18 protein-coding genes and 2 tRNA genes are annotated in these 22,375 nt (G+C 50.6%); 10 read left to right on the forward strand and 10 right to left on the reverse strand.

Annotated elements, in window-relative coordinates; all coding sequences use genetic code 11:
- The first annotated feature begins 161 nt into the window (after nt 1-161).
- Nucleotides 162-410 carry a hypothetical protein gene (locus F452_RS0103670; protein WP_018964892.1) on the forward strand — a complete coding sequence of 83 codons (249 nt, stop codon included), beginning with the start codon at nt 162-164 and terminating at the stop codon, nt 408-410.
- A 244-nt stretch (nt 411-654) separates the two neighbouring features.
- Here F452_RS0103670 and F452_RS13260 read toward each other — a convergent pair whose 3' ends face one another.
- Nucleotides 655-762: a hypothetical protein gene (locus tag F452_RS13260; RefSeq protein WP_230587224.1), complete on the reverse strand. Its 108-nt coding sequence runs from the start codon at nt 760-762 to the stop codon at nt 655-657.
- Nucleotide 763: 1 nt separating this feature from the next.
- Here F452_RS13260 and F452_RS12655 point away from each other — a divergent pair, with 1 nt between their 5' ends.
- From F452_RS12655 to F452_RS0103685, 3 genes are all read left to right on the forward strand, one after another.
- A complete protein-coding gene (locus tag F452_RS12655; RefSeq protein ID WP_235315017.1) occupies nt 764-862 on the forward strand; it encodes a DUF1661 domain-containing protein in 99 nt (32 codons plus the stop codon).
- 126 nt (nt 863-988) lie between these two features.
- Entirely contained in the window at nt 989-1,972 is a 984-nt protein-coding gene (locus F452_RS0103680) for a GSCFA domain-containing protein (RefSeq protein WP_026292159.1), read from the forward strand.
- Nucleotides 1,973-2,008: 36 nt separating this feature from the next.
- A complete protein-coding gene (locus tag F452_RS0103685) occupies nt 2,009-4,480 on the forward strand; it encodes a bifunctional UDP-N-acetylmuramoyl-tripeptide:D-alanyl-D-alanine ligase/alanine racemase (RefSeq protein WP_018964895.1) in 2,472 nt (823 codons plus the stop codon).
- Between the two features lie 314 nt (nt 4,481-4,794).
- Here F452_RS0103685 and F452_RS0103690 read toward each other — a convergent pair whose 3' ends face one another.
- From F452_RS0103690 to F452_RS0103720, 7 genes are all read right to left on the reverse strand, one after another.
- On the reverse strand, nt 4,795-6,099 hold the full coding sequence (locus F452_RS0103690) for a class I SAM-dependent methyltransferase (RefSeq protein ID WP_235317473.1): 1,305 nt from the start codon (nt 6,097-6,099) through the stop codon (nt 4,795-4,797).
- Nucleotides 6,081-6,154, reverse strand: a tRNA-Arg gene (locus F452_RS0103695). Before F452_RS0103695 ends, F452_RS0103690 begins: the two co-directional genes overlap by 19 nt.
- Nucleotides 6,155-6,189: 35 nt before the next feature.
- A tRNA-Arg gene (locus tag F452_RS0103700) sits at nt 6,190-6,263 on the reverse strand.
- Nucleotides 6,264-6,359: 96 nt separating this feature from the next.
- Nucleotides 6,360-7,184, reverse strand: coding sequence for an N-acetylmuramic acid 6-phosphate etherase (gene murQ / locus F452_RS0103705; RefSeq protein ID WP_018964897.1), 825 nt, complete (start codon nt 7,182-7,184; stop codon nt 6,360-6,362).
- On the reverse strand, nt 7,177-8,028 hold the full coding sequence (locus tag F452_RS0103710; protein ID WP_018964898.1) for an ATPase: 852 nt from the start codon (nt 8,026-8,028) through the stop codon (nt 7,177-7,179). The genes murQ and F452_RS0103710 overlap by 8 nt, the downstream gene beginning before the upstream one ends.
- Nucleotides 8,025-9,485 carry a sodium:solute symporter gene (locus tag F452_RS0103715; RefSeq protein ID WP_018964899.1) on the reverse strand — a complete coding sequence of 487 codons (1,461 nt, stop codon included), beginning with the start codon at nt 9,483-9,485 and terminating at the stop codon, nt 8,025-8,027. Before F452_RS0103715 ends, F452_RS0103710 begins: the two co-directional genes overlap by 4 nt.
- Nucleotides 9,486-9,896: 411 nt before the next feature.
- A complete protein-coding gene (locus tag F452_RS0103720; RefSeq protein WP_235317474.1) occupies nt 9,897-12,545 on the reverse strand; it encodes a DUF5686 and carboxypeptidase-like regulatory domain-containing protein in 2,649 nt (882 codons plus the stop codon).
- A gap of 146 nt (nt 12,546-12,691) precedes the next feature.
- Between F452_RS0103720 and F452_RS0103725 the strand changes: the two genes are divergently transcribed.
- The gene (locus F452_RS0103725) at nt 12,692-13,999 is read left to right on the forward strand and encodes a replication-associated recombination protein A (protein WP_033317135.1); all 1,308 of its coding nucleotides are present in this window, start codon (nt 12,692-12,694) and stop codon (nt 13,997-13,999) included.
- 22 nt (nt 14,000-14,021) lie between these two features.
- Nucleotides 14,022-14,789 carry a tRNA1(Val) (adenine(37)-N6)-methyltransferase gene (locus F452_RS0103730; RefSeq protein WP_018964902.1) on the forward strand — a complete coding sequence of 256 codons (768 nt, stop codon included), beginning with the start codon at nt 14,022-14,024 and terminating at the stop codon, nt 14,787-14,789.
- On the opposite strand, the gene rpoN is transcribed toward F452_RS0103730, so the two are convergent.
- Complete coding sequence (gene rpoN, locus F452_RS0103735) at nt 14,753-16,210, reverse strand: RNA polymerase factor sigma-54 (protein ID WP_018964903.1); 1,458 nt, start codon at nt 16,208-16,210, stop codon at nt 14,753-14,755. The two genes, F452_RS0103730 and rpoN, sit on opposite strands and share 37 nt — an antisense overlap.
- A complete protein-coding gene (locus F452_RS0103740) occupies nt 16,204-17,508 on the reverse strand; it encodes a UDP-N-acetylmuramoyl-tripeptide--D-alanyl-D-alanine ligase (protein WP_018964904.1) in 1,305 nt (434 codons plus the stop codon). The genes rpoN and F452_RS0103740 overlap by 7 nt, the downstream gene beginning before the upstream one ends.
- Before the next feature lie 216 nt (nt 17,509-17,724).
- Between F452_RS0103740 and panD the strand changes: the two genes are divergently transcribed.
- From panD to F452_RS0103760, 4 genes are all read left to right on the forward strand, one after another.
- Nucleotides 17,725-18,081 carry an aspartate 1-decarboxylase gene (gene panD, locus F452_RS0103745; protein WP_018964905.1) on the forward strand — a complete coding sequence of 119 codons (357 nt, stop codon included), beginning with the start codon at nt 17,725-17,727 and terminating at the stop codon, nt 18,079-18,081.
- Between the two features lie 78 nt (nt 18,082-18,159).
- The gene (gene ffh / locus F452_RS0103750) at nt 18,160-19,497 is read left to right on the forward strand and encodes a signal recognition particle protein (RefSeq protein WP_018964906.1); all 1,338 of its coding nucleotides are present in this window, start codon (nt 18,160-18,162) and stop codon (nt 19,495-19,497) included.
- A gap of 121 nt (nt 19,498-19,618) precedes the next feature.
- A complete protein-coding gene (gene folD, locus F452_RS0103755; RefSeq protein ID WP_018964907.1) occupies nt 19,619-20,509 on the forward strand; it encodes a bifunctional methylenetetrahydrofolate dehydrogenase/methenyltetrahydrofolate cyclohydrolase FolD in 891 nt (296 codons plus the stop codon).
- Between the two features lie 315 nt (nt 20,510-20,824).
- Complete coding sequence (locus F452_RS0103760; protein WP_018964908.1) at nt 20,825-22,171, forward strand: MATE family efflux transporter; 1,347 nt, start codon at nt 20,825-20,827, stop codon at nt 22,169-22,171.
- The last annotated feature ends 204 nt before the right edge of the window (nt 22,172-22,375 follow it).

Raw genomic sequence — 22,375 nt, forward strand, 5'->3', positions numbered from 1 at the left:
TTCCGAAGGATTTTGAAAATGTTCTTCAAAAATCGGATAATGATCCCAATGCTATCCCTGTGATTGTCCCAAAAATAAAGCCTATCTAAATAATAAACTATTCTTTTTAAAAGAATTTATTTACTTTTGTATAGCGAACAATTCATTTAGAAATATAGACTATGGAAAAAAAGCGTGGAAAAAGGGCTGAAACGCCTGAACAAAAGAAGCAAAAAGCTTCCATGGGTTTTTACTTTAAGAGTACAAAACCTGCCGAAAGAATGGCTCAGCTTGATACAGCGATCGCTCGCTATGAAAATTACTTGGCCAACTGCCGAATAGCTAAAGATAATATCGCTGTTACATCTGTAGCGGATCAGATTAAAATGCTGACCAAAGAACAAAAAGAAGAGTTGAAAAAATTCCTCTAAACATCTTTTCCTTATTCCGTTCTCACCTGCTGATAGCACATGAATCGGAATAGGGTTATCTCAATAAGCGAGGCTGTCCGAGTGTAAAACTTCGGCAGCCTTTCTTTTTCGGACAAAAGGAGCTAAGGACGAGGCTGGTAATTTGGGACAAAGATCCTGATAGTCTAATGCAAGTTCGATGTACGGCCTACATGGCTTGGCGGATAGAGTCTGACCCCGACATCCAGACAGCAGCACATTCCTATTATTGAGGCAGCGCAGTGCCCAAAACCTGCCGGCTCGGCAATACGCACCAAAAAAGTTCAGATTCTCGCCCCTGATTCGGGAGAAAGTGGCGCGAGATTTTTTTCATTTTGGCGCATAAATTTTTTACTTCCCGAACCAAAAGAAAAAAGTTTTCGCGCCATGTTTTTAGGACTAACGAACGCAAAAATTTTGGTGCCATAAACTAAACCGATATAAGATGGAGCATACCCCATTTAGCCGGTATCGGTCATTAGAAAAATGAAACCTACGACCAATCCGGCTTTAATTGCTCTCTTTTTTGTTCTTTTGTGCAGAAACAAGGTTGTAGGTCGATGATACAGCTAACTACCCCAGTTGACAATCCGGTGATAAGCGAAAAGTTAATCTCTTACGCCAACAGACTCTTTTTCATCGGGTCCTGCTTTAGTTTGGAAGTCGGTTCTTATATGCGTCAAGCCGGATTCCGTGCAGAGATCAATCCTTTTGGAATCATGTACAATCCCCTATCCATAGGAAGGTGTATCGGCAGATTGCTCGATGCTACACCTTATGCGGCGGATGAACTGTTCGAATATGATGGCTTATTTCACAGCTTCGACCATCATGGAGTCTTTTCTCACGCGAAAAGAGGAGAAACCTTGCAGCACATCAATGACCGCTTGCGCACCGGTCGCGAAGCTTTACTTGGCTCGGACAGGCTTTTCTTTACTTGGGGGACAGCTTTTGTCTACAACAGTATTCATGACAATAAAGTGGTGGCCAACTGTCATAAACTGCCCGAACGGCTCTTCCGCAGGCATATGGTCAGTATCGATGACTTACTGGCTGTATGGATTCCTCTCATGGAGCGACTGACAACTTCTTATCCGGAGCGTAAGATCATCCTTACGGTCAGCCCTGTACGTCATCTTCGCGATGGAGCTGTAGGTAATCAGCAAAGCAAAGCCACTCTCGTCCTGTTCTGTAAGGCTTTGACAGAGCATTTCCCGGAGCATCTTTATTATTTCCCTGCATATGAGATAATGATGGACGAACTGCGTGACTATCGCTATTATGCAGACGATATGACTCATCCATCTGCTTTGGCCGTTTCGATCATACGTGAACGCTTTACCGATCTTTTTGTGGGAAAGGAGCACCGTGAGGCTATGGAGGCCTGTCTCAAACTCCGACGTCGTATGGTGCACAGACCGTTACACCCGGATAGCCCTGATGCCATGCTGTTTGAAGAACAGACACAGACACTCATCAGTGCATTGCTACGTAAGTATCCGGACTTAGTATTAGACGATATTGCGGATGGGATAGAATCCTGATATTCCAATGTACGATTTAATAGCATATTCATGACCATGTTCCTTTTCTCCGAATTATGCAGGCACTTGTCTCCTCGAGAGGCAAGAATCGTCAGCGACAACGAGATCGTATACCTGCTTACCGATAGTCGTACACTGTCCGATCCTGCCACCACCCTCTTCTTTGCTATACGTACCGCATCGGGCGACGGCCATTTATATATCCGAGACTTGTATGACAGGGGGGTAAGGAATTTTGTCATTTCGGATCTTTCCGAAGATTTGACAGAGAAAATGCCGGAAGCAAATTGGATGCGTGTGGCGCATCCGTTGGACTCTCTACAACGGATAGCTGCGCTAAGGCGTTCTATGTTCGATATTCCTGTGATAGGAATTACCGGAAGCAATGGCAAGACAATCGTCAAAGAGTTTCTTTACCAGTTATTACGCAAGGACTATCGCATTGTCCGCTCGCCCCGAAGCTATAACTCGCAGATAGGAGTACCTCTTTCCGTATGGCAAATGACAGAGGAACACACTCTCGGTATATTTGAGGCCGGCATATCGCAAATGGGGGAAATGGAACGTCTGGAGGGCATAATACGCCCCTCGTACGGTATCATTACGAATATAGGAGGTGCTCATCAGGAGAATTTCCCGGATATAAAAACGAAACTGGAGGAAAAGCTTCGCTTGTTCCTCCATTGTCATACCATTGTCTATAACGGCGACAGCGAAGAGATAGCAGCAGCTATCTCTTCTTCTGGTTTGGCAAGAGCCGGGGTGTCATGGAGCCGGACGAATCCCGAAGCTCATTTGTACATATGCAGATTGGAATCGAAAGATAATCGCACCGAGATTGATTTTCGGTGTCTCGGCAAAGATTACTCTCTTGTGTTGCCATTCACAGATGCTGCTTCCATAGAAGATATGATCCATTGCATCACACTGATTTCTGTACTGTGTCCGGAGGTCTTATCTGCACGAAAGCGGTTTGCAGGTTTAGAGCCTGTCGAAATGCGAATGGAAGTTAAGGCCGGAGACCATGGCAATACGATCATCAATGATGTTTACAGCAATGATGTCTATTCGCTCACGCTGGCCTTGGACTTCCAACGAAGACGTACTGCCGAAACAAGCCTAAAGAAAGTGTTGATTCTGTCCGACATCTTGCAAAGCGGAATGCCTCCCGAAGAATTGTACAGGCATGTAGCAGCACAATTACAAGTCTATGCTCTTGACTTTTTCGTCGGTATCGGAGAGGAAATAGCCTCGAATCGCACTTGTTTTGCCGGCATGTCTGCCGTTTTTTTCAAAGACGTTGCCACATTCTTGGCATCCGGTGAGATAGAACACCTTTCCGACAGTTGCATTCTGCTTAAAGGTGCACGCAAGTATCGTTTCGAACAGATTACGGAACGGCTTGTCCAGCAGGTGCACGAGACTGCGCTAAGGATCAACTTATCGGCCATCACCCATAATCTTAATTTCTATCGCAATTTAGTTCCTTCTGGCACCAAAACCATCTGTATGGTCAAAGCCCAGGGCTACGGCGTAGGCTCCTACGAGCTTGTCAAGACGCTGCAGGAGCATCGTGTGGATTATATAGCCGTCGCTGTAGCGGACGAAGGTAAGGAGCTTAGGGAAAGGGGTATCAATATGCCTATCGTGGTGATGAATCCCCAAAGAAATGCCTTTCAGACACTCATAGACTATGGATTAGAGCCTGAGATTTATAGCTTTGCCCTTCTCGCTTCTTTTTCAGATGCTGTCGTACGCAACGGTCTCACGGGCTATCCTGTTCATATCAAAATCGACACGGGGATGCACCGGCTTGGTTTTTTACCGTCTGAGATGACACAGCTCGGTGAGATACTTGTTAAAGATGCCGGATTGAGCATTCGCTCTGTATTTACTCATCTTGCAGGTGCCGATGACCCTGATTTGGATGATTTCACGCGATCTCAACTGCTGTCTTTCGATACTGTTTTCGCCTCTCTCTCTTCTTCATTAGGCTATATACCTCTCCGTCATGTATTGAATACGGCAGGGGTAGAGCGTTTTGCCGACTACCGTGCCGACATGATTCGTCTTGGCATCGGCTTGTATGGAGTAACGGCATCCGGTGTACAAGGATTGAGACCGGTAGCCACCCTGATGACTACAATTTTGCAAATCAAGGATATTTCTTCGGGCGATACGGTCGGATATGGACGTAGAGGACGGGTACAGCAACCATCTCGAATAGCCATTATACCTATCGGTTATGCCGATGGTCTGGATAGGCGTTTGAGTTGTGGAGTAGGAGAAGTACTTGTCCGCGGTCACCGCTGTCCAATTGTAGGGAATGTCTGTATGGATATATGTATGATAGATGTTACCGGCGTGCCGGCAGAAGAGGGTGACCCTGTCATTATTTTCGGAGAAGAACTCCCAATCGAAGAAGTTGCCCGTAAGATGAATACTATCCCCTATGAGGTGCTCACTGGTATCTCGCCTCGTGTCCGCAGAGTTTATTTCCAAGAGTAGTATACATCTTTTTTATTTTCTACTCTTTTACCCTGTGATAATATCATATGAAAGGGAATATGCATACGTATATATACGTAGAAAAAATACAGAGGAACCCGTAGAAAATCTCTTCAAATACCTCTTACCTTTGCGATAGATAAAAACAGAGATACTGTTTTGGGAAAATATCTTACTTATTCCTCAATAGTGTTTTTATTGTAATGGGTGCGCGCGGGATTGCTTGTACAAGCAATCCCGTTTTTTTGTATGGATTTTGATCTTATTTATCTGTGAAAAATGCCCGACTTCTTGTGTTTTGTTCGGAGGATGAATTACTCTGCCTTACGAAGTAGTAGCAACACCTTTTTCCCATCTGCCATTGTCGTACCCATCAGTGTTTTTTCCCCTCCGTCTGCCATCTTGCTGCGTTGTCTCAGTTCGATCGGAGAAAGAGGAAAGTTGCGACAACTGATGGAAGCCTGTGGTACTGTCTTGCGAAGCTGTTTAAGCACGGAAGAGGAAAAGGAAATAATTTCTTCCGGAACAAAGGTACGCCCGGGGAAAGCCGACTCATATACTTCCGACGTGTAGAGATGGCTGTTGGGATGCAGTTTGCGTAAGCCAAGGCGATAGGCTACGGTCTTGAAGGCTCCGGCTTTCAGCAATGCAGTATGTGGCTCATATACGTACTTTTCTATCGAATCGGCATACGGAATAGAGATACTTCTCTCTTCCTCCATTGTAAAGATGAAGGGTGTTGCGGTATCTTCCGAAAGAAGATTAACTGCGTGGATCGGCACTTTTTCAGGAGGAATAGCAGCTTTGCTTAGAGACATTCTGACCAATAGTTCTTTTACCTCTCCGTGGGCGGCCACTACGTGTAGCTCCTGTACGTGCGGAAGAGACTGAAGCGTGTCCCACAGGTCGATCATAGGAGACAGTTTGCCCAGAATACTGCCACAGAACGGTAGCAATTCGGCAGCCAATGGGATGAGATCCGGCTCACAGTCGGCTATGGCATAAACGCGCTTATCCGCTCCCGACCTTCTGGCAGGATCCACGTAGATACAGTCGGGGTGAAAAGTCTTTATCTGCTGTAAATACTCTTTGAAATCCCCCGTTAGGATATTTACATCTTTCCCTTCGTTGAGCAATAGCGGTATGTTGTGCCGTGCTGCAGTTGCCGTCTCTTCATTTCGCTCGATATATATGCCTTGGGACGCTTTGGACATCAAGGCCATGAAGTCGATGCCGAGTCCGCCGGTCAGATCCACCACCTTGGCCCCTTCTCCGATGAAACGGCTTTTGTACGAACTCGTGACAGCTCCGGAGGATTGCTCCAAAGAGAGCCGTGAAGGAATGTACAGAGAACTGATACCGGCCCACCGGGGCAGCTTGTTCTTCAGACGAGGCCAAAGCTCTATCTGGGTAGCCACTGCAGCCCGATACACCGAAGGAATATCGTTGCTCCCCAGCAGAATCCTGTCGGGTGATTGGTCGGCATAGAGCTTAGCCCATCGCGTAATGGCGAGAATTTCTTTTTCGTCGAATAGCATCGTCCGTACGGGGTATATACTGAAAGAGGGAACCCTTCGAATGGATTCCCTCAGATACTGTGTGACCGCGACAGGATTCAAACCTGTAACCGGCTGATCCGTAGTCAGCTACTCTATTCAGTTGAGCTACGCGGCCATCGTAAAAGCCTGAAACAATAGAAGGAGAAAAAGTGACCGCGACAGGATTCAAACCTGTAACCGGCTGATCCGTAGTCAGCTACTCTATTCAGTTGAGCTACGCGGCCGTTCTTCTTTTCTTCGTTTCGGGTGCAAATATAGTGGTTTTATCGATAGATGCAACATTCCCGAACGGTTTTTTTCCCTTTTGCCGGTGTAAGTTTCTATTTCTCGGGTGGCTTTTGCTTCATGCTTTCGGAGGCGATACGGACAGATCCATGGCGAAGGAGGAGGGTACGGGCTTCTTCGTAGGAGAGGTCGAACTCACTCATCAGCATGCGCGTGCCCCGATCGATCAGCTTGTTGTTGCTGAGTTGCATATTGACCATACGATTGCCCTTTACCCGTCCGAGACGAATCATTATGGAGGTGCTGATCATATTCAGGATCATTTTCTGCGCCGTACCGGATTTCATCCGTGAGCTACCCGTCACGTATTCCGGGCCTACTATCACTTCGATGGGACAATCCGCTTCGGCAGCCAGCGGAGATCCGATATTGCTACAGATACATCCCGTCAGGATTCCATGTCTGCGTGCTTCTCGCAAGGCTCCGATGACATAGGGTGTAGTCCCCGATGCCGCTATGCCGATGACCGTATCGGAGGAGTTTACTCCGTGGCTCAAAAGCTCTTCCCAGCCGCGTTCGGTGTTGTCTTCGGCTTTCTCTACCGGATTACGCAGGGCACGATCCCCTCCGGCGATCAGCCCGATGACGAATGTAGGGGGCATGCCGAATGTGGGAGGGATCTCCGAAGCATCCAGAACACCCAAGCGGCCACTGGTGCCGGCTCCCATGTAGAAGAGTCGCCCACCCTGCTCCATGCGTGGTATGATTTGTTCGACCAATCGTTCGATCAACGGGATAGTCCGGCTGACGGCTTCGGCCACTTTCCTGTCCTCGCGATTGATGTCTTCGAGGATCTCTCTGGTCGATTTTTCTTCCAGTCGGTCGTACAGGGATGGTTGTTCGGTAATCTTCTCAAACATGATCGTTGTGGTGATATTGTATAAGTCCCTCCATCGGACTTTGCAGTACCGATCCGAGCGTCAAGCCTCTTTTTTCGATGACGCTGCTCAACACTTCCCGATAGTGGAAGGCTACGGAGCCGATGAAGTGGATGGGGAGGTCAGGGCGATTGTATCGGAGCACATTGCGCACAAGAAAGTCGTCGAAACTATTCTGTACAAGGCTATATACAGCCGGAATGTCCAAATGCTGCGCGATAAAGGGAGAGAATCCGGCCAAGAAACGGTTGGGGAAAGGCTTTCGATAGACACTCTCGATAATATCGGCAGACGTCAGATCATACTCCTGCAAGAAAGCTTCGCACAGCCCCTCCGGCATCTGCCCCTTGAGCAGGCTGCCGATGAAGAGCCGTCCCAATACGGCTCCGCTCCCTTCATCTCCGAGGATATAGCCCAGTGGGGAAACGTTGGCTTTGATCTCCCGACCATCGAACAGGCAGGAATTGGATCCCGTACCCAATATGCAGGCTATCCCCTCGGTATCGCCACAGAGAGCACGGGCTGCGCCGAGCATATCGCCGGCGACTTCGATGCGGCCACAGCAGGGCAGCATACCGCCCAAGGCTTCGTATAGTATAGGAGCTTTGGCCGGTGTACACCCTGCTCCGTAGAAATGTACAGCTCGGATGGAGGTGGCTTTTGGGCCTATGGCCGGCAGGACTTCCGAGCACAAGGCTGTGTCTATTTCGTCCCTATCCTGCTGAAAGGGATTGATACCCGACGTTTGGAATCGTCCGAGGCTTTTTCCCTCCTTGGCCATGCACCAATCCGTCTTGGTGGAACCGCTGTCTCCAATCAGAATCATGATCGTATTTCTTTTTTCCTGCTCAACAAGGCCAGACCCATAGCGGTAAAGAGGGCATTGAAGATGAGGAGTTCGTAACTGAATTTATAGCCGCCGAACCATTGCTCCGAATGGCTCTGGAGAATGTAGCAGAGCACCGGAGCGGCAAGGGCTGCCAGGGGGACGTATCTGTCCCGTACCGCCCTTTTGGTGGTGATGCCAAAGAAAAACAGCCCCAATATCGGGCCATAAGTGTAACTGGCCAGTACGTAGACGGCATCGATGACGCTCGTGCTGCTCACCATATCGAAGAAGTATATGACCAACCCCATGACGACAGCCATGCCGATGTGCACGCGATGGCGTATGCGAGCCGATTGCTCTTCAGTTCGGTGGCTGTCTGCTTGGAGGATGTCCAGCGTGAACGAAGTGGTCAGAGCCGTCAGAGCCGAACCGGCTGCGGAGAAAGCCGACGACACCAGTCCCAAAACAAACAGGATACCGACAATAGGCGGAAAATAGCTACCCGTGGCCAAGAGAGGGAAAAGTTCATCACTTTTGGCCGGATGGGGGATGCCGTGGCTGTCGGCATAGGTATAGAGCAGGGTGCCGAGCATGAGGAAGAGTGCTATGATGAAAAACTGCATCACGCCACCGGTGAGGACGTTCTTCTGCGAATCGCGGTAGTTCCTACAGCTCAGATTGCGCTGCATCATGTCCTGATCCAGACCCGTCATAGCTATTACGGTGAATACGCCCGCCAGAAACTGCTTGAAGAAATAGCGTCTGTCGTTCACGTCATCGAAGAAAAACATACGGGAGTAGTCGCTCCCACCGATAAGATCGGAAAGCCCACCCCACTTGTCGCCCAAGTCGGCAGAAATATAGACGATGCAGAGTACGACCGAGACGATGAGGCAGAGGGTCTTGAACGAATCTGTCCAGATCAGCGATTTCACTCCGCCCTTGAACGTATACAGCCAGACGAGGAGCATCGTCAGACACACATTGGTCCAAAAAGGCCAACCGAACGGTTCGAATATGATCAGTTGGAGCGTCAGGCACACGAGGAAGAGACGGACAGCCGCACCGAGCATCTTGGAAATGAAGAAAAACCATGCCCCCGTCTTGTAGGACGAGAATCCGAACCGCTCTTGCAAGTAGCCGTAAATGGACATCAGATTCATCCGGTAGAAGAGAGGGATCAGCACGAAAGCAATGATCAGCTGTCCGGCCACGAAGCCCAGTACCATCTGCAAGTAGGAGAATCCACTGCCGGCCACCATGCCCGGCACGGATACGAAGGTCACACCCGATATACCGGAGCCGATCATGGCAAAAGCCACCATGTACCACGGGGATTTGCGATTGCCGACGAAGAAGCCGGCATTATCCGCCTTGCGGCCCGTGATGATGGAAATACCGAAAAGGAAAATGAAATAGATGATAACGGTCAGAATAGCTACGAGAGGACTCATATCAAATCATTGAGACGTTAGGAGGAGTACTTTTCTTAAACACTCTGCAAAGCTACGGAAATACGGCAAGCTCTTTGCAACCAGCATATCCGACAGATCATGAGCTGCATAGTCGTGCTCGTGAAGACATCTCCGGCAGACTTCCGGCTACGCCCTAGGGGTTATCGAGCTACGCTGTAGGGGTCAATGAGCTACGCTCTAGAGCTTGTCGAGCTACGCCGTAGAGGCCGGCTCGTTATCCTCTACGGCTTATCTCGTTATGTTCTAGGGAGCTCCTCATTGTCCTCTACGGATTATCTCCCTACGCCCTACAGCTCGTTTCCATACGCTCTACAGGATAGCAGAAGAGCCCCTGTTCTGCAAGGAAAAGAGTGGGGAAAAAGCTGCAAAACGGACAATTCTGTTCGGCTTTCAAAATGTCGGAAAGTTGATCGTATAGCGGAGCATCAGGCCGTAATCTTTATGGAAATTGTATGCGCCACAGAAGATGCCGATTTGTGCGATCGTACCACGAGAATAGCCTATTTCGAAGAAAGGCATCCGGTCTTTGTGGCATCCCCAATACGTATTCAGATGAAGGTTGGACTGGAACGAAGCGAATAGGATGCCCAACGGATTAGTGATCAATGAGGGGAAACACCAGCGAGTCTGAAGGATGAGAAAGTTCTGATCCGTATAAGAATAAGGAGGGAGGGTTTGGAAACTGTCGTGGAGCGTGCCTCCTATTTGAAACAAAGCATTGTCAGCTTTGAGATAGCGCTGTTCGTCGAGGTGTACCGTATGCCGACGAAAGTAACTGCCCACCGTGAAGTGGTAGTAGAGCGAGTGCAACGGATTGAGTCGGAGATTTTGCCGTACCGAACCGGATAGGTAGATGTAGTCGCTGTCGTGCTCTCGTCCGAGCGGTATGGCTTGACGGTAAGTGAGCCCAAATAGCGGAGCGCGTGTACCGACCCCGTCATACCGCTTACGTCCGTCCTTGTCCAAACGATAATAGGGTGCAGGATTATAGCGGATGCTGCCCCCGACCGTCAGACTTCTGTGATCGGGCATCGAATAGAGCAGGCTATCGGGAGAAGATGCGATGCCGCCGATTAATTTGTTTTTAATCGGTTTCTTGAAAATTCCCCATACACGATTTTCGGCCAAAGGGCTGCCATGGCGTCCTTCAGCGAAGAGGAATAGCTGCAAGCCCGGCAATAGGTCTATCTGATTGCTCAAGCGCAGATACTTCTTGTCATATAGCATCAGATGACCACGACCGTCTACTAAGGTGGTCAGGAAAGTCTGTATGCGCCAGTCCGTATTGGCAAACGGGCCAGTCAGGTCTGCACTCTGCCTGCCTGCCGATAGGGAGAGTAGTCCACCCGAGAGAGGAGCGTAGCGGAAATCGGCACGGACATCCCAGTATAGCTTCCGCCTATGAGTAGTATAATATAGTATAGGGCGCAGCGTCAGGTCTACACCTTTGGAAAACTTCTGCCGGAAGAAAAAGCTCTGTCCCAACCAAAAGCCATCCGTATAGCGGTAGTCATAGAGCGATCCGCGGATAAGGCCGTTGAATCCGAGTGTAGTCCCCTCTCCCATTTTATAGTCATGTCCGCCGAGGATAGCACCGAGGATGGAAGTACGGCCGGTACGTTCGCCTTCCCGACCGCCACCGAACCGCCGCTTTTTCTCAAAAGCTTGCATCAGACTGTCCCGATTGGCATAGCTCTGTGCTTCTTCATCGGTAAGCGGTGCCGTCACTACAGCGTCCCAGTAGGAAGAGTCGCGATCGAAAGCTAGTGAATCGAATCGGACCTTGGCCTGCAATTCGGTATCGGGCAGCATATACTTGTCGGGCAGATGATAGCCCAGCGTATCCAATCGGGATTCGAGCATCCGAAGGTGGCGGTTTACTTCGCGGTTCGTACGGAAGCGAAGTCCCTCAGCTCTTCGGGCAGTGGATAGCAATTTGCGGTCGATCTCAAGCGAATCGTACACCAAGGACGAAAAGTACTGGTACTCCAGTTTCAGTCCCATCGACTGCATCTCCATACCGATGGCATAGGTGGTGGGCAGGTACACATCCTTTTCGAGCGGATTGAGACTTATATCGACCTTGTACCGAATCATATCGTAAGCCTTAATTTCCAATTTTAGTGCCTGCAGACACCAGATGCTATCGATCACCCACAGTTCGCCCCTCATGGCGTCCCTTCTGCCTTTGAAGCTGATGTGGTACACTTTTCTTTCCTTTTCCCGGCTGGTACCCTCCAGTTTGTAGGTGTACGATTCCAGTACACCCGTCCGTATAGGACTTGCCATGTTTACTATTCCATCAAGACTGAACTCTTTGGCATATATGTTGGTCGAGATAATCTGCATATAATCCGTTGTATCAGATTTGAGGTCATCCGGTATCGAAGAGCGCATCGCGCGCACTTGCTTGTTGTATTTGTTCGGATGCCGGAATTCCAGAGAGGCTTGGCTCTCTATGACGAAGCGTTTTTTCTCCAGATCCTTTGCACTTATGCCATCTGCTTTCTTATAGCGTAGCCAGAAAGGCAGCTTATCCAGCCGCATCGAACCCTTGGTATAGACTTTGGCCTGATAGCTCTTTACCATGTGCTCGTAAACTGGAGTGCGCGCTATGAGTTCGCGCATGATGGGATAGGCAGGATCTTCTTTAGGCCGTTTACCTATCACTTCCACCTCTTTCAGATCATAGATGACGGAGCTGAGTCGGAAAGTCTTCTCCTCGCTTTTCTCGCCCACGAGCAACTCTGTCTCAAGAGGAGTGTATCCCATGGAACGGATGGCCAGCCGGTAGCGTCCCGGATGGAGGCGGAGGATAAATCGTCCGCTCTCGTCCGCCACTACTCCGCTCTTTGTTTCAGCGACATAGATGGATGCATAAGATACGGGGGCTTCATTGTCCGCTGCGAGGACAAGACCTTTGATCACCGTTTGTGCCGTGGCTGAATAGCCTGCCGATACTATTATAATAATATATAGGAAGAAGTGGTGAAGTCTGCACCTCAGCAGGGAAGTCAATGACAACAGATGGTGTGGCATGGGTATTCTTCGTCTTTTTAGCGATTGATCTGCTCTGTAAAAATAAGGAAATGATACTTCTATAGACTTTCCTCTCGCTTTCCCGTTTAATGGCAGTTTCCACTCGCGTACATGCGGATCGTATCCCAATTATGTACCTTAGCGGCATGAAACAAATACCCTTGGCAGAGAGAATGCGTCCCAAGATGCTGGTCGACTATGTGGGGCAGCAGCATCTGATCGGACCGGGAGCTGTGCTCCGGCGGATGATCGAACAGGGACAGGTGCCATCCATGATTCTGTGGGGGCCTCCCGGAGTAGGCAAGACCACGCTGGCCGAAATCATTGCTCACGAAGTGGATGCACCTTTCTATACATTGAGTGCGGTCAGCTCCGGTGTGAAAGAAGTGCGAGAAGTGATAGCCGACATCGAATCCAATCGTGGCAATCTGTTCGACAAAGGCGGACGCGCCATCCTCTTCATAGATGAGATACACCGTTTCAGCAAGAGTCAGCAGGATTCGCTTCTGGCAGCCGTAGAGCGAGGGATAGTGACGCTGATCGGTGCCACGACCGAAAATCCGAGTTTCGAAGTGATACGTCCGCTCCTCTCGCGCTGTCAGGTCTATGTGCTCAAACCCCAAAGTGATGAGGATCTGCTGCTACTGGCACACAGGGCTATCGATCGGGACGAACTGCTGGCCGCCAAGCATCCTGTACTGGAGGAGACAGAAGCTCTGCTTCTCTATGCCGGAGGCGATGCGCGAAAGATGCTGAACATCCTCGACCTTCTGGCTACAAGCGAAGTAGAAGACCGGCTCGTCATTACCAACGAAAAGATACGCCGGCGATTGCAAGAAAACCCTGCTGCTTTCGACAAGGGAGGCGAACTGCACTACGATATAGCATCCGCCTTTATCAAAAGTATTCGGGGCAGTGATCCCGATGCGGCTATTTACTGGCTGGCGCGCCTTATCGATGGTGGGGAAGAACCCTCATTCATCGCTCGCAGGCTGATCATATCGGCTGCGGAGGACATCGGTCTGGCCAATCCGAACGCCATGCTCATCGCCACGGCCTGTGCCGAGGCTTTAGACCGGATCGGCTGGCCCGAAGGCCGTATTCCATTGGCCGAGGCTACCATTTATTTGGCTACTTCGGAGAAGAGCAATTCGGCTTATTTGGCCATCGACTCCGCTCTCGAATATGTCCGCCGATCAGGCAATCTCCCTGTGCCCCTACACCTGCGTAATGCCCCTACCCGTCTGATGGCCGACCTCGACTATGGTAAGGGATATAAATACTCGCATGATTTTCCGGAGCACTTCGTCTCACAGCAATATCTGCCCGACAAAGCTGCTGACGTCTCTTTCTGGACTCCTCAAATGCACACGGCACATGAAGCCAAACTGGGAGAGCGGATGAAGCGGTGGTGGAAGGGGGAGAAATCCGAAAAGGATACAACGAAACAATGACTCTTCATTCTGTACCGCCCTTATGCCGACAGATATTTTTTCCTTCAAACAATTCGACATCGACCAAACAGGTTGTGCCATGCGCGTGGGTACCGATGGCGTCCTGCTCGGAGCATGGGCCGGAGAGGATGCAGCCGGAAGTATGCCCCGGCATTGTCTGGACATAGGCACGGGCACAGGGCTGATAGCCTTAATGTTGGCACAGCGATTTCCACAGGCCCGGGTACAGGGAATAGAAATAGATACTGCCGCTGCCGAATGTGCTCGTGCAAACGCCGCTGCTTCTCCTTTTTCCGATCGAATAGCGATCGCTTCTGGAGATATTTTGGATTCATCGCTCGAAAGCCTTATCGGGGATCAACGTTTCGACCTGATCGTCTCGAATCCGCCTTTCTTCAAATCCTCCCTGCATGCCCCCGACAGGCAGCGTACCATGGCACGACATGAAGAAACCCTGCCATTGGAAAGACTGATATGCCGTGCCTCCGAATTGCTCTCTCCGCAAGGACGATTGGCATTCATTACGCCCCATGACCGGCTAAAGGATTTACGCCTGTATGCAGCTACCTATCACTTGGCCCCGTCTCGCTTGACCGAGGTGTGTACTCTACCCCATAAAGGACCTAAACGACTCCTAAGCGAATGGCGACCTGCCGATACCGCTATCGACCGATCGCCACTCACCGATACTCTCATCATTCATCCTGCCACAGGCTTCTATTCGCCTGAGTACGTACGTCTGACAGAGCCTTTCTATACGACTTCTTTCCGCATCCTTGCTGTGGGATAACCGAGCTGCTCCCGATACTTGGCAACGGTACGACGAGCCAGTCGATAACCGCTTTCGGCCAAAACCTCAGCCAACTCGGTATCATTCAGGGGAGATCTCTTGTCCTCGGAGTCGATGGCTTCGGCAAGTACTCGCTTGACCTCACGTGTGGATACTTCCTCTCCCTTATCATTCACAGTGCCATCGCTGAAAAAGTGCTTCAGGGAGAAGATTCCGAAGTCGGTCTGTACATATTTACTGTTGCTCACCCGAGAGATCGTACTGACATCGTAACCCGTCGGATCGGCCACATCTTTCAGAATCATAGGCTTCAGATCGGCAAGTTCTCCACTTCTGAAATAAGCATCCTGTAGCCGTACTATGGCCTCCATCGTCCTCTGTAGTGTTTCCCGACGCTGACGAATGGCTTCGATGAACCATTGTGCCTGATCCACTTTCTGCTTGACGAAAAGAAGTGTTTGCTTGCGTTCGCGTGAACGATTCTTAGCAGAGCCCTGATAATCCTGCATCATCTCCTGATAGACCTTACTGACGCGCAAGGGCTGAATATCACCACCACGGGTAAGCGACACGACCAGATCATCTCCCATACGCTCGACGATGAAATCGGGATATACCCTGTTCATGGCTGCTTCGGCATCGTCTCCCCATCCATTAGCGGGTTTGGGATTGAGCTGCATGATCAGCCCGAAGGCTTCCTTCATTTCCGAGTCGGAAAGAGATGCCTCCTCCTGCAACTGCTCGAACCGTTTGGAGACAAAGTCGTCATAATGGTTCGTAAGAATATGGAGGGCTGTCTGCCGAGTTGTCGTATCCGGCAATCGCTCCAACTGAAGTAGCAGACATTCTTTGAGATCTCTGGCACATATACCGGGAGGATCGAGGCTCTGTACCAATCCTATCACTTCCTCCACTTCCTTTTGGTCCGCTTCGATACCGGCACGGAAGGCGAGATCGTCCAGAATCTCCTCCAGATCGCGATGCAGATAGCCATCTTCTTCTATGTTACCAATAATATAAGGAGCAAGTTGTTGCTGTCGATCCGTCAGAGGCAGGAACTTCAGCTGTTCGACCAAACGATCGTTGATCGAAGGTGCAGCGGAAGAAAAAGGTATTTCCTCTCGTCGGCTGTTGCGATCCTGTATTTCGCGCAGCTTGTATTCCGGAATATCTTCCTCGGTACGGTAATCGCCCAATGAGAGGTCGGAGGTGTCATCCCCCATCAGATTGTCTTCGGTTCCATCCACACTGCCGGATACCTCATCATCATACGCTCCTTCTTCCAAAGCAGGGTTAGCCTCCAGTTCTTTCTGTATCCTCTCTTCCAACTCAATGGCAGGAAGCTCCAAGAGTTTGATTTGCTGGATCTGCTGTGCAGAGAGATTTTGTTGCTGCCTTTGAGCAAGGGTTTGCTTCAACATAGAGGAATTATCTTTTCGAGGTGGATACCGTGCGATCCTTTGAGCAGGATGAGAGAATCGTGAATGGGATGAGCTTTCAAATACTCTTCGAGAGCAACATTGTCGGCAAATCCCGTTGCTCCGTTGGGGAAGCTATCCGCCAAAGCCGTCAGGCAAGGACCGCATAGCAATATCCGCCGATACCGACCGGTATTGATACGTTCGAGAAGAGCCATATGCTCACGCTTGCTCTCTGCGCCCAGTTCGTTCATGTCGCCGAGGATAAGCACAAGAGGTTTATCGGTATGCAGGGAATCGAAATTGTCGAGTGCCGCGTGCATGCTCACCGGATTGGCATTATAGGCATCCACAATCAGGGAATTGCCTCGCTCCGTTTCGATCCATTGGGAGCGATTATTACTCGGTCTGTAAGTAGCAAGAGCCGATACAATGGCTTCATCGGGGACATCGAAAAAGCGTCCTGTCGTTACGGCAGCCAAAGCATTCGGCAGATTGTAGTCGCCCACGAGATTGGTGCAAATCCTCTGCTCACTCGATGAGCCGAATAAATCGAAGCAGAGATAAGGCGTGTTGTTTGCAACTATTCGTCCTCGAACCGTGGCATCTGCCGAGGTACCGTAAGAGACCGATTGCAGTCCCTGCGACATATCGACGAGGGTATCATCATCGAAATTCAAGAAGAGGATCCCACCCTCTGCTCGAATGAAATCATAAAGTTCTCCCTTGGTACGCCTTACCCCTTCCAAAGAGCCGAAGCCCTGTAAATGCGCCCGACCGATATTGGTAATCAGTCCAAAGTTAGGACGGGCTATACGCGTCAGCTCGGCAATGTCTCCGGGCTTATTGGCACCCATCTCGATAATAGCTATCCGGTGTTCGGCTTTGAGCCTCAACAAAGTCAAAGGCACTCCTATATGGTTATTGAGATTGCCCTCCGTATAGAGTATAGGATAAGTAGTGGAAAGGACAGCAGCCATCAGCTCCTTTGTCGTGGTTTTGCCATTCGTCCCGGTGATACCGATAACCGGTGTGCCGAGACTCTTGCGGTGAAAAGCAGCCAGCTGCTGGAGAGCTGTCAGCACATCGTCCACAAGGAGATAGCGTTCGTCACGAACGACTGAAGAGTCGTCCACCACAGCCAAGGCGCATCCTTTCTCCAAGGCAGAGGAGGCAAACCGATTGCCATCGAACAGCTCGCCCTTGAGAGCGAAGAAAATACTGTCGGGAGGTGTTTGGCGGCTGTCGGTAGTCACCGTAGGATGAGCCAGATAGGCTGCATATAATTGTTCGATTGTCATTTCGACTGCAAATTTGAATTTGTCTTGAGGTAGCGCAGGCAGCTACTCCCACTTGATCTGTCCGAACAAAAGTACAGCAATTCTCGGTTGCATCCCATACGAACAATGTTTGCCACAGAGAGATATAGATATACTGAATACAAGTGCGATTGTTGTACATACATATATTTACCGTTACTTTGCAGTCGTAAAAAATACAGAGAATTGCAAAACAACATGTACGTCGAAGTATTAAAATCCAAAATACACCGCGTAACCATTACGGAGGCCAACCTCGACTATGTAGGCAGCATCACCATCGATGAAGATCTGATGGATGCTGCCAACATCATCGCCGGAGAGAAAGTCCAAATCGTGGACAACAACAACGGAGCACGCTTGGAGACCTATACCATACCGGGCAAAAGAGGTTCGGGGGTAATCTGTCTCAATGGAGCAGCTGCTCGCATCGTTCATCCGGGCGATATTATCATCATCATGGCGTATGCCTGGATGAAGATGGAGGAAGCCAAGGTGTTCAAGCCTGCTGTAGTATTTCCCGATACTGCAACGAACAAGATAATTCTGAAATAATCACAGCAATATAATCTCTCCCCTCCTCTCCGGCTATGAATCGGATCGCGAGAGGAGAGATGCAAGCTATCATTTCCTATGTTTGAAAATCTGAGCGAACGGCTCGACCGTTCTTTTAAGCTCCTCAAAGGTGAGGGGAGAATCACCGAGATCAATGTAGCCGAGACTCTCAAAGACGTACGTCGTGCCCTTTTGGATGCCGACGTGAACTATGTCGTTGCCAAGCAGTTTACGGACTTGGTCAAGGAAAAAGCCATCGGCCAAAACGTACTGACCTCCGTCCGTCCGGGCGAACTGATGGTGAAGATCGTTCATGACGAATTGGCTGCTCTGATGGGCGGACATTCTGTGGATATTAACCTCAAAGGCAGTCCGGCAGTAATCCTGATGTCCGGATTGCAGGGTTCGGGTAAGACCACCTTCTCCGGCAAACTGGCCAATATGCTCAAGTCCAAGCAGGGCAAACGACCTCTGCTCGTGGCCTGCGACGTGTATCGTCCTGCGGCCATCCAGCAGCTGATGATCCTCGGCGAGCAGCTCGGAGTACCCGTCTACAGCGAACCGGACAGCAAAAAGCCGGTCGAGATAGCCCGACATGCCATCGCCGAAGCCAAGACCAAGGGGAACGACGTTGTCATCATTGACACCGCGGGTCGCTTGGCCATCGACGAAGAAATGATGCGCGAGATAGAGGCTATCAAGGCGGCCATCCAGCCGAACGAAGTCCTTTTCGTAGTGGATTCGATGACCGGTCAGGACGCCGTGAATACAGCCAAAGAGTTCAACACACGCTTGGATTTCGACGGTGTTGTCCTCACCAAACTCGATGGAGACACTCGAGGCGGTGCTGCTCTCTCGATCCGTTCGGTCGTAAACAAGCCCATCAAGTTCGTCGGTACGGGAGAGAAGATGGAAGCGATCGACGCATTTCATCCCGAGCGTATGGCCGACCGTATCCTCGGCATGGGGGACATCGTGTCGCTTGTGGAGCGTGCTCAGGAGCAATACGACGAAAAGGAAGCTCGCAAACTGGAGGAGAAAATAGCCAAGAATCAGTTCGACTTCAATGACTTCCTCGCCCAGATACATCAGATCAAAAAGATGGGTAACCTCAAAGAGCTTGCATCCATGATCCCGGGAGTGGGAAAGGCCATCAAGGATATAGACATAGACGACGATGCCTTCAAGAGCATCGAGGCCATCATATATTCCATGACGCCTCATGAGCGCACCCATCCCTCTATCCTCAACGGACAGCGTCGCAAGCGAATAGCAATGGGTAGCGGCACTTCCATACAGGATGTCAATAAGCTGATCACGCAGTTCGACCAGACGCGTAAAATGATGAAGACCATACAGGGATTCAAAGGTGGCAAAATGCCGAAGATGCCGCGCATGCCGAAGATGAAGAGATAAATAAAGATACCGGCCGCAAAGAGTTCTTCGGACAGCCGGAGTGAGTGCAAGGCGAGAGCGCATCGGCATCGCTGACGGAAGAGCGAAGAACAATGTTGAGATCAAAGAGGTTGTCTAATATATGGAAACGACATACAAACTTCTCGACGGGAAAAAGATTTCCGGCGAAATAAAACAAGAGATTGCAGCCGAAGTAAACGAGCTGCTGGAGAAAGGTGGTCGCCGTCCGCATTTGGCAGGCGTGCTCGTAGGTCATGATGGCGGTAGCGAGACCTATATGGCCAGCAAGGTAAAAGCTTGCGAAGAGGTGGGCTTTACCTCCTCGCTCATTCGCTACGAAGACGATGTAACGGAGGAGGAACTGCTGGCCTGCGTGCACCGCCTGAATCAGGATCCGACGGTAGACGGCTTCATCGTACAGCTCCCCCTGCCCAAGCATATCGACGAGCAGAAGATCATCGAAACTGTAGACCCGCGCAAGGATGTGGACGGATTTCATCCCATCAACGTAGGCCGTCTGAGCATCGGTCTGCCCGGTTTCGTCTCGGCCACACCGAAAGGAATAGTGGAACTGCTTCGCCGCTACAATATCCCTACCAGAGGCAAGCATTGCGTAGTATTGGGACGTAGCAATATCGTAGGCAAGCCCGTATCGCAGCTTTTGCTCCAAAAGGGAGAGCCGGGCGACTGCACCATCACCATCTGCCATAGCCGTACCCCTAACATCAAAGAGGTATGCCTGACGGCCGACATTATTATTGCAGCTTTGGGGCAGCCCGAATTCCTGACAGCCGATATGGTAAAGCCCGGGGCCGTAGTCGTGGACGTAGGTACCACGCTCGTACCGGACTCTACGCGCAAAAGCGGTTTCCGTCTGACGGGCGACGTCAAATTCGATGAAGTGGCACCCAAGTGCTCGTACATCACTCCCGTACCGGGCGGAGTAGGTCCGATGACCATCGTATCGCTCATGTCCAATACCCTTCTGGCAGGTAAAGGATTGTACCGGTAAACCCTCCTTCCCTTATTTGCCAACGACCTTATCGAAGAGGCCTGTCATCAATATCGGTTCGTCCAGTATTACGATGATCGGCCTCTTTTCTTATTGACGGTGTATCGTCATGCGCAAATTACTGCACTGCTTGCGACATTCAGCTTCAGTCACGTACTCTAATCGGTCTTGGAGCCTCGTACTTTCGCACTCTTAGGCACCTAAAACAGGTTATGCCAAAATGAATTTTGACACAGCCCCTTCCTGCCGATACTTTGAAGAATCGCTTCGTATCCTTTCTCATTAGGAGGTAAAGGCGTACTTTCGCAGCACGCTATGGATGCTACTACGCAAAAAACCGGCCACTACGGGGCATTGCTCCGCCTCGGGCTACCCATTATCATCGGCCAACTGGGAATCATCTTCGTCAGCTTTGCCGATAATATCATGGTCGGGCAGCACTCCACGGCAGAGTTGGCCGCAGCCTCCTTTGTGAACAATATATTAGGTCTGCTCCTCATCCTCGGTATCGGCTTTGCATACGGACTGACGCCGCTGGTGGCATCGGCCGAACACAGAGGGCAGTACTTCAAAGCCGGCATCCTGCTCCGGCACAGCCTCCGCCTCAATATAGCGATCGGACTCTTCCTCGCAAGTGTGGCAGTCGTGATGGTTCCCTTGTTCGATACGCTCAACCTCCCACCCTCGCTCCGCCCTCTCGCCATCCCCTATTACTGGGTGCAGGTGGGAGGTCTCTTCCTCGTAACGGTATTCAATGCCTTCAAGCAGTTCTATGACGGCATGAGCGATACGCGCACCCCGATGTATATCACCATATCGGGCAATCTCTTCAATGTCGGACTGAACTATCTGCTGATATTCGGCAAAGGCGGTCTTCCCGAAATGGGACTCCTCGGAGCAGGCTATGCTACCCTGCTGAGTCGCTTGCTGATGCTCGCCACCATCGTCCTTTTCCTCTATCGCAGACCCTCATGGACAGCGATCCGCCGTGCCTTCTGCCGGCAGACGCATATCCGCCGCGCCTACCGCCGCCTATTCTCCGTCGGACTCCCCGTTGCCGTCCAGATGGGACTCGAATCGGCCTCTTTCACCATCGCCGTCCTTTTTGTCGGGCGACTCGGCGATCAGGCTCTGGCGGCACACCAGATCGTCTGCGTCATCACCACGCTCGGCTACCTCGTCTATTACGGGCTTGGTGCTGCCACCACCATCCGCATCAGTCACTTCAAGCTGCACGGCCAACCCGATGAAGTCCGCCGCGTAGCCGCCACGGCCTACCGAATGGCCGCACTGACCGCCTGCGTCGTGGTCGTACTACTTTTGCTCACGCGGCACAGCTTTTCCTTCCTCTTCACGCCCGACGAGGAGGTGGCTCGTATCGTTGCCCTTACGTTGATCCCTGTCGTCGTCTACCAATTCGGAGATGCCCTCCAAGCCATCTATGCCAATGCTCTGCGAGGAATGGAGCGCGTCCGTTTTCTGGCTCCGGCAGCAGCTTTCTGCCACGTATTGCTGGCACCGATACTCTCCTATTTGCTGGGATTCGTATTCATATCGGGCAATACGCCCATGCAGTTGGCCGGTATCTGGTCGGCCTTTCCCATCAGCCTGACACTACTCGGCATCCTCTTCTACAGCTACTTCCGGAAGGTAACCCGATAAACTCTGCGAAGGAAAACCTTGCTCCTCTTTCGGGAAAACGGTCCTTTTTCCGATCCCCCGTCTCCATTTGCTCCGGGACGGCTGTATGGAAAGTGAAAACCACAGACGGATCCGACCGATATGGCCATCCCTTTACTTACTCCTCTGTCGATAAAGTGAAATTCATTTCTTGAAAAAATCATGATAAATATAGAGAGAATAGTA

The organism is Porphyromonas gulae DSM 15663 (assembly GCF_000378065.1).
GTDB classification, from domain to species: domain Bacteria; phylum Bacteroidota; class Bacteroidia; order Bacteroidales; family Porphyromonadaceae; genus Porphyromonas; species Porphyromonas gulae.

Coding starts and splice junctions, on each gene's coding strand:
- F452_RS13260 (WP_230587224.1), bottom strand. CDS start 762: ATGAAAAAAATCTCGCGCCACTTTCTCCCGAATCAGGGGCGAGAATCT.
- F452_RS0103670 (WP_018964892.1), top strand. CDS start 162: ATGGAAAAAAAGCGTGGAAAAAGGGCTGAAACGCCTGAACAAAAGAAG.
- F452_RS0103685 (WP_018964895.1), top strand. CDS start 2,009: ATGTTCCTTTTCTCCGAATTATGCAGGCACTTGTCTCCTCGAGAGGCA.
- F452_RS0103680 (WP_026292159.1), top strand. CDS start 989: ATGATACAGCTAACTACCCCAGTTGACAATCCGGTGATAAGCGAAAAG.
- F452_RS0103725 (WP_033317135.1), top strand. CDS start 12,692: ATGAAACAAATACCCTTGGCAGAGAGAATGCGTCCCAAGATGCTGGTC.
- F452_RS0103720 (WP_235317474.1), bottom strand. CDS start 12,545: ATGCCACACCATCTGTTGTCATTGACTTCCCTGCTGAGGTGCAGACTT.
- F452_RS0103760 (WP_018964908.1), top strand. CDS start 20,825: ATGGATGCTACTACGCAAAAAACCGGCCACTACGGGGCATTGCTCCGC.
- ffh (WP_018964906.1), top strand. CDS start 18,160: ATGTTTGAAAATCTGAGCGAACGGCTCGACCGTTCTTTTAAGCTCCTC.
- F452_RS0103715 (WP_018964899.1), bottom strand. CDS start 9,485: ATGAGTCCTCTCGTAGCTATTCTGACCGTTATCATCTATTTCATTTTC.
- F452_RS0103710 (WP_018964898.1), bottom strand. CDS start 8,028: ATGATTCTGATTGGAGACAGCGGTTCCACCAAGACGGATTGGTGCATG.
- F452_RS0103730 (WP_018964902.1), top strand. CDS start 14,022: ATGCCGACAGATATTTTTTCCTTCAAACAATTCGACATCGACCAAACA.
- rpoN (WP_018964903.1), bottom strand. CDS start 16,210: ATGTTGAAGCAAACCCTTGCTCAAAGGCAGCAACAAAATCTCTCTGCA.
- panD (WP_018964905.1), top strand. CDS start 17,725: ATGTACGTCGAAGTATTAAAATCCAAAATACACCGCGTAACCATTACG.
- murQ (WP_018964897.1), bottom strand. CDS start 7,184: ATGTTTGAGAAGATTACCGAACAACCATCCCTGTACGACCGACTGGAA.
- F452_RS0103740 (WP_018964904.1), bottom strand. CDS start 17,508: ATGACAATCGAACAATTATATGCAGCCTATCTGGCTCATCCTACGGTG.
- folD (WP_018964907.1), top strand. CDS start 19,619: ATGGAAACGACATACAAACTTCTCGACGGGAAAAAGATTTCCGGCGAA.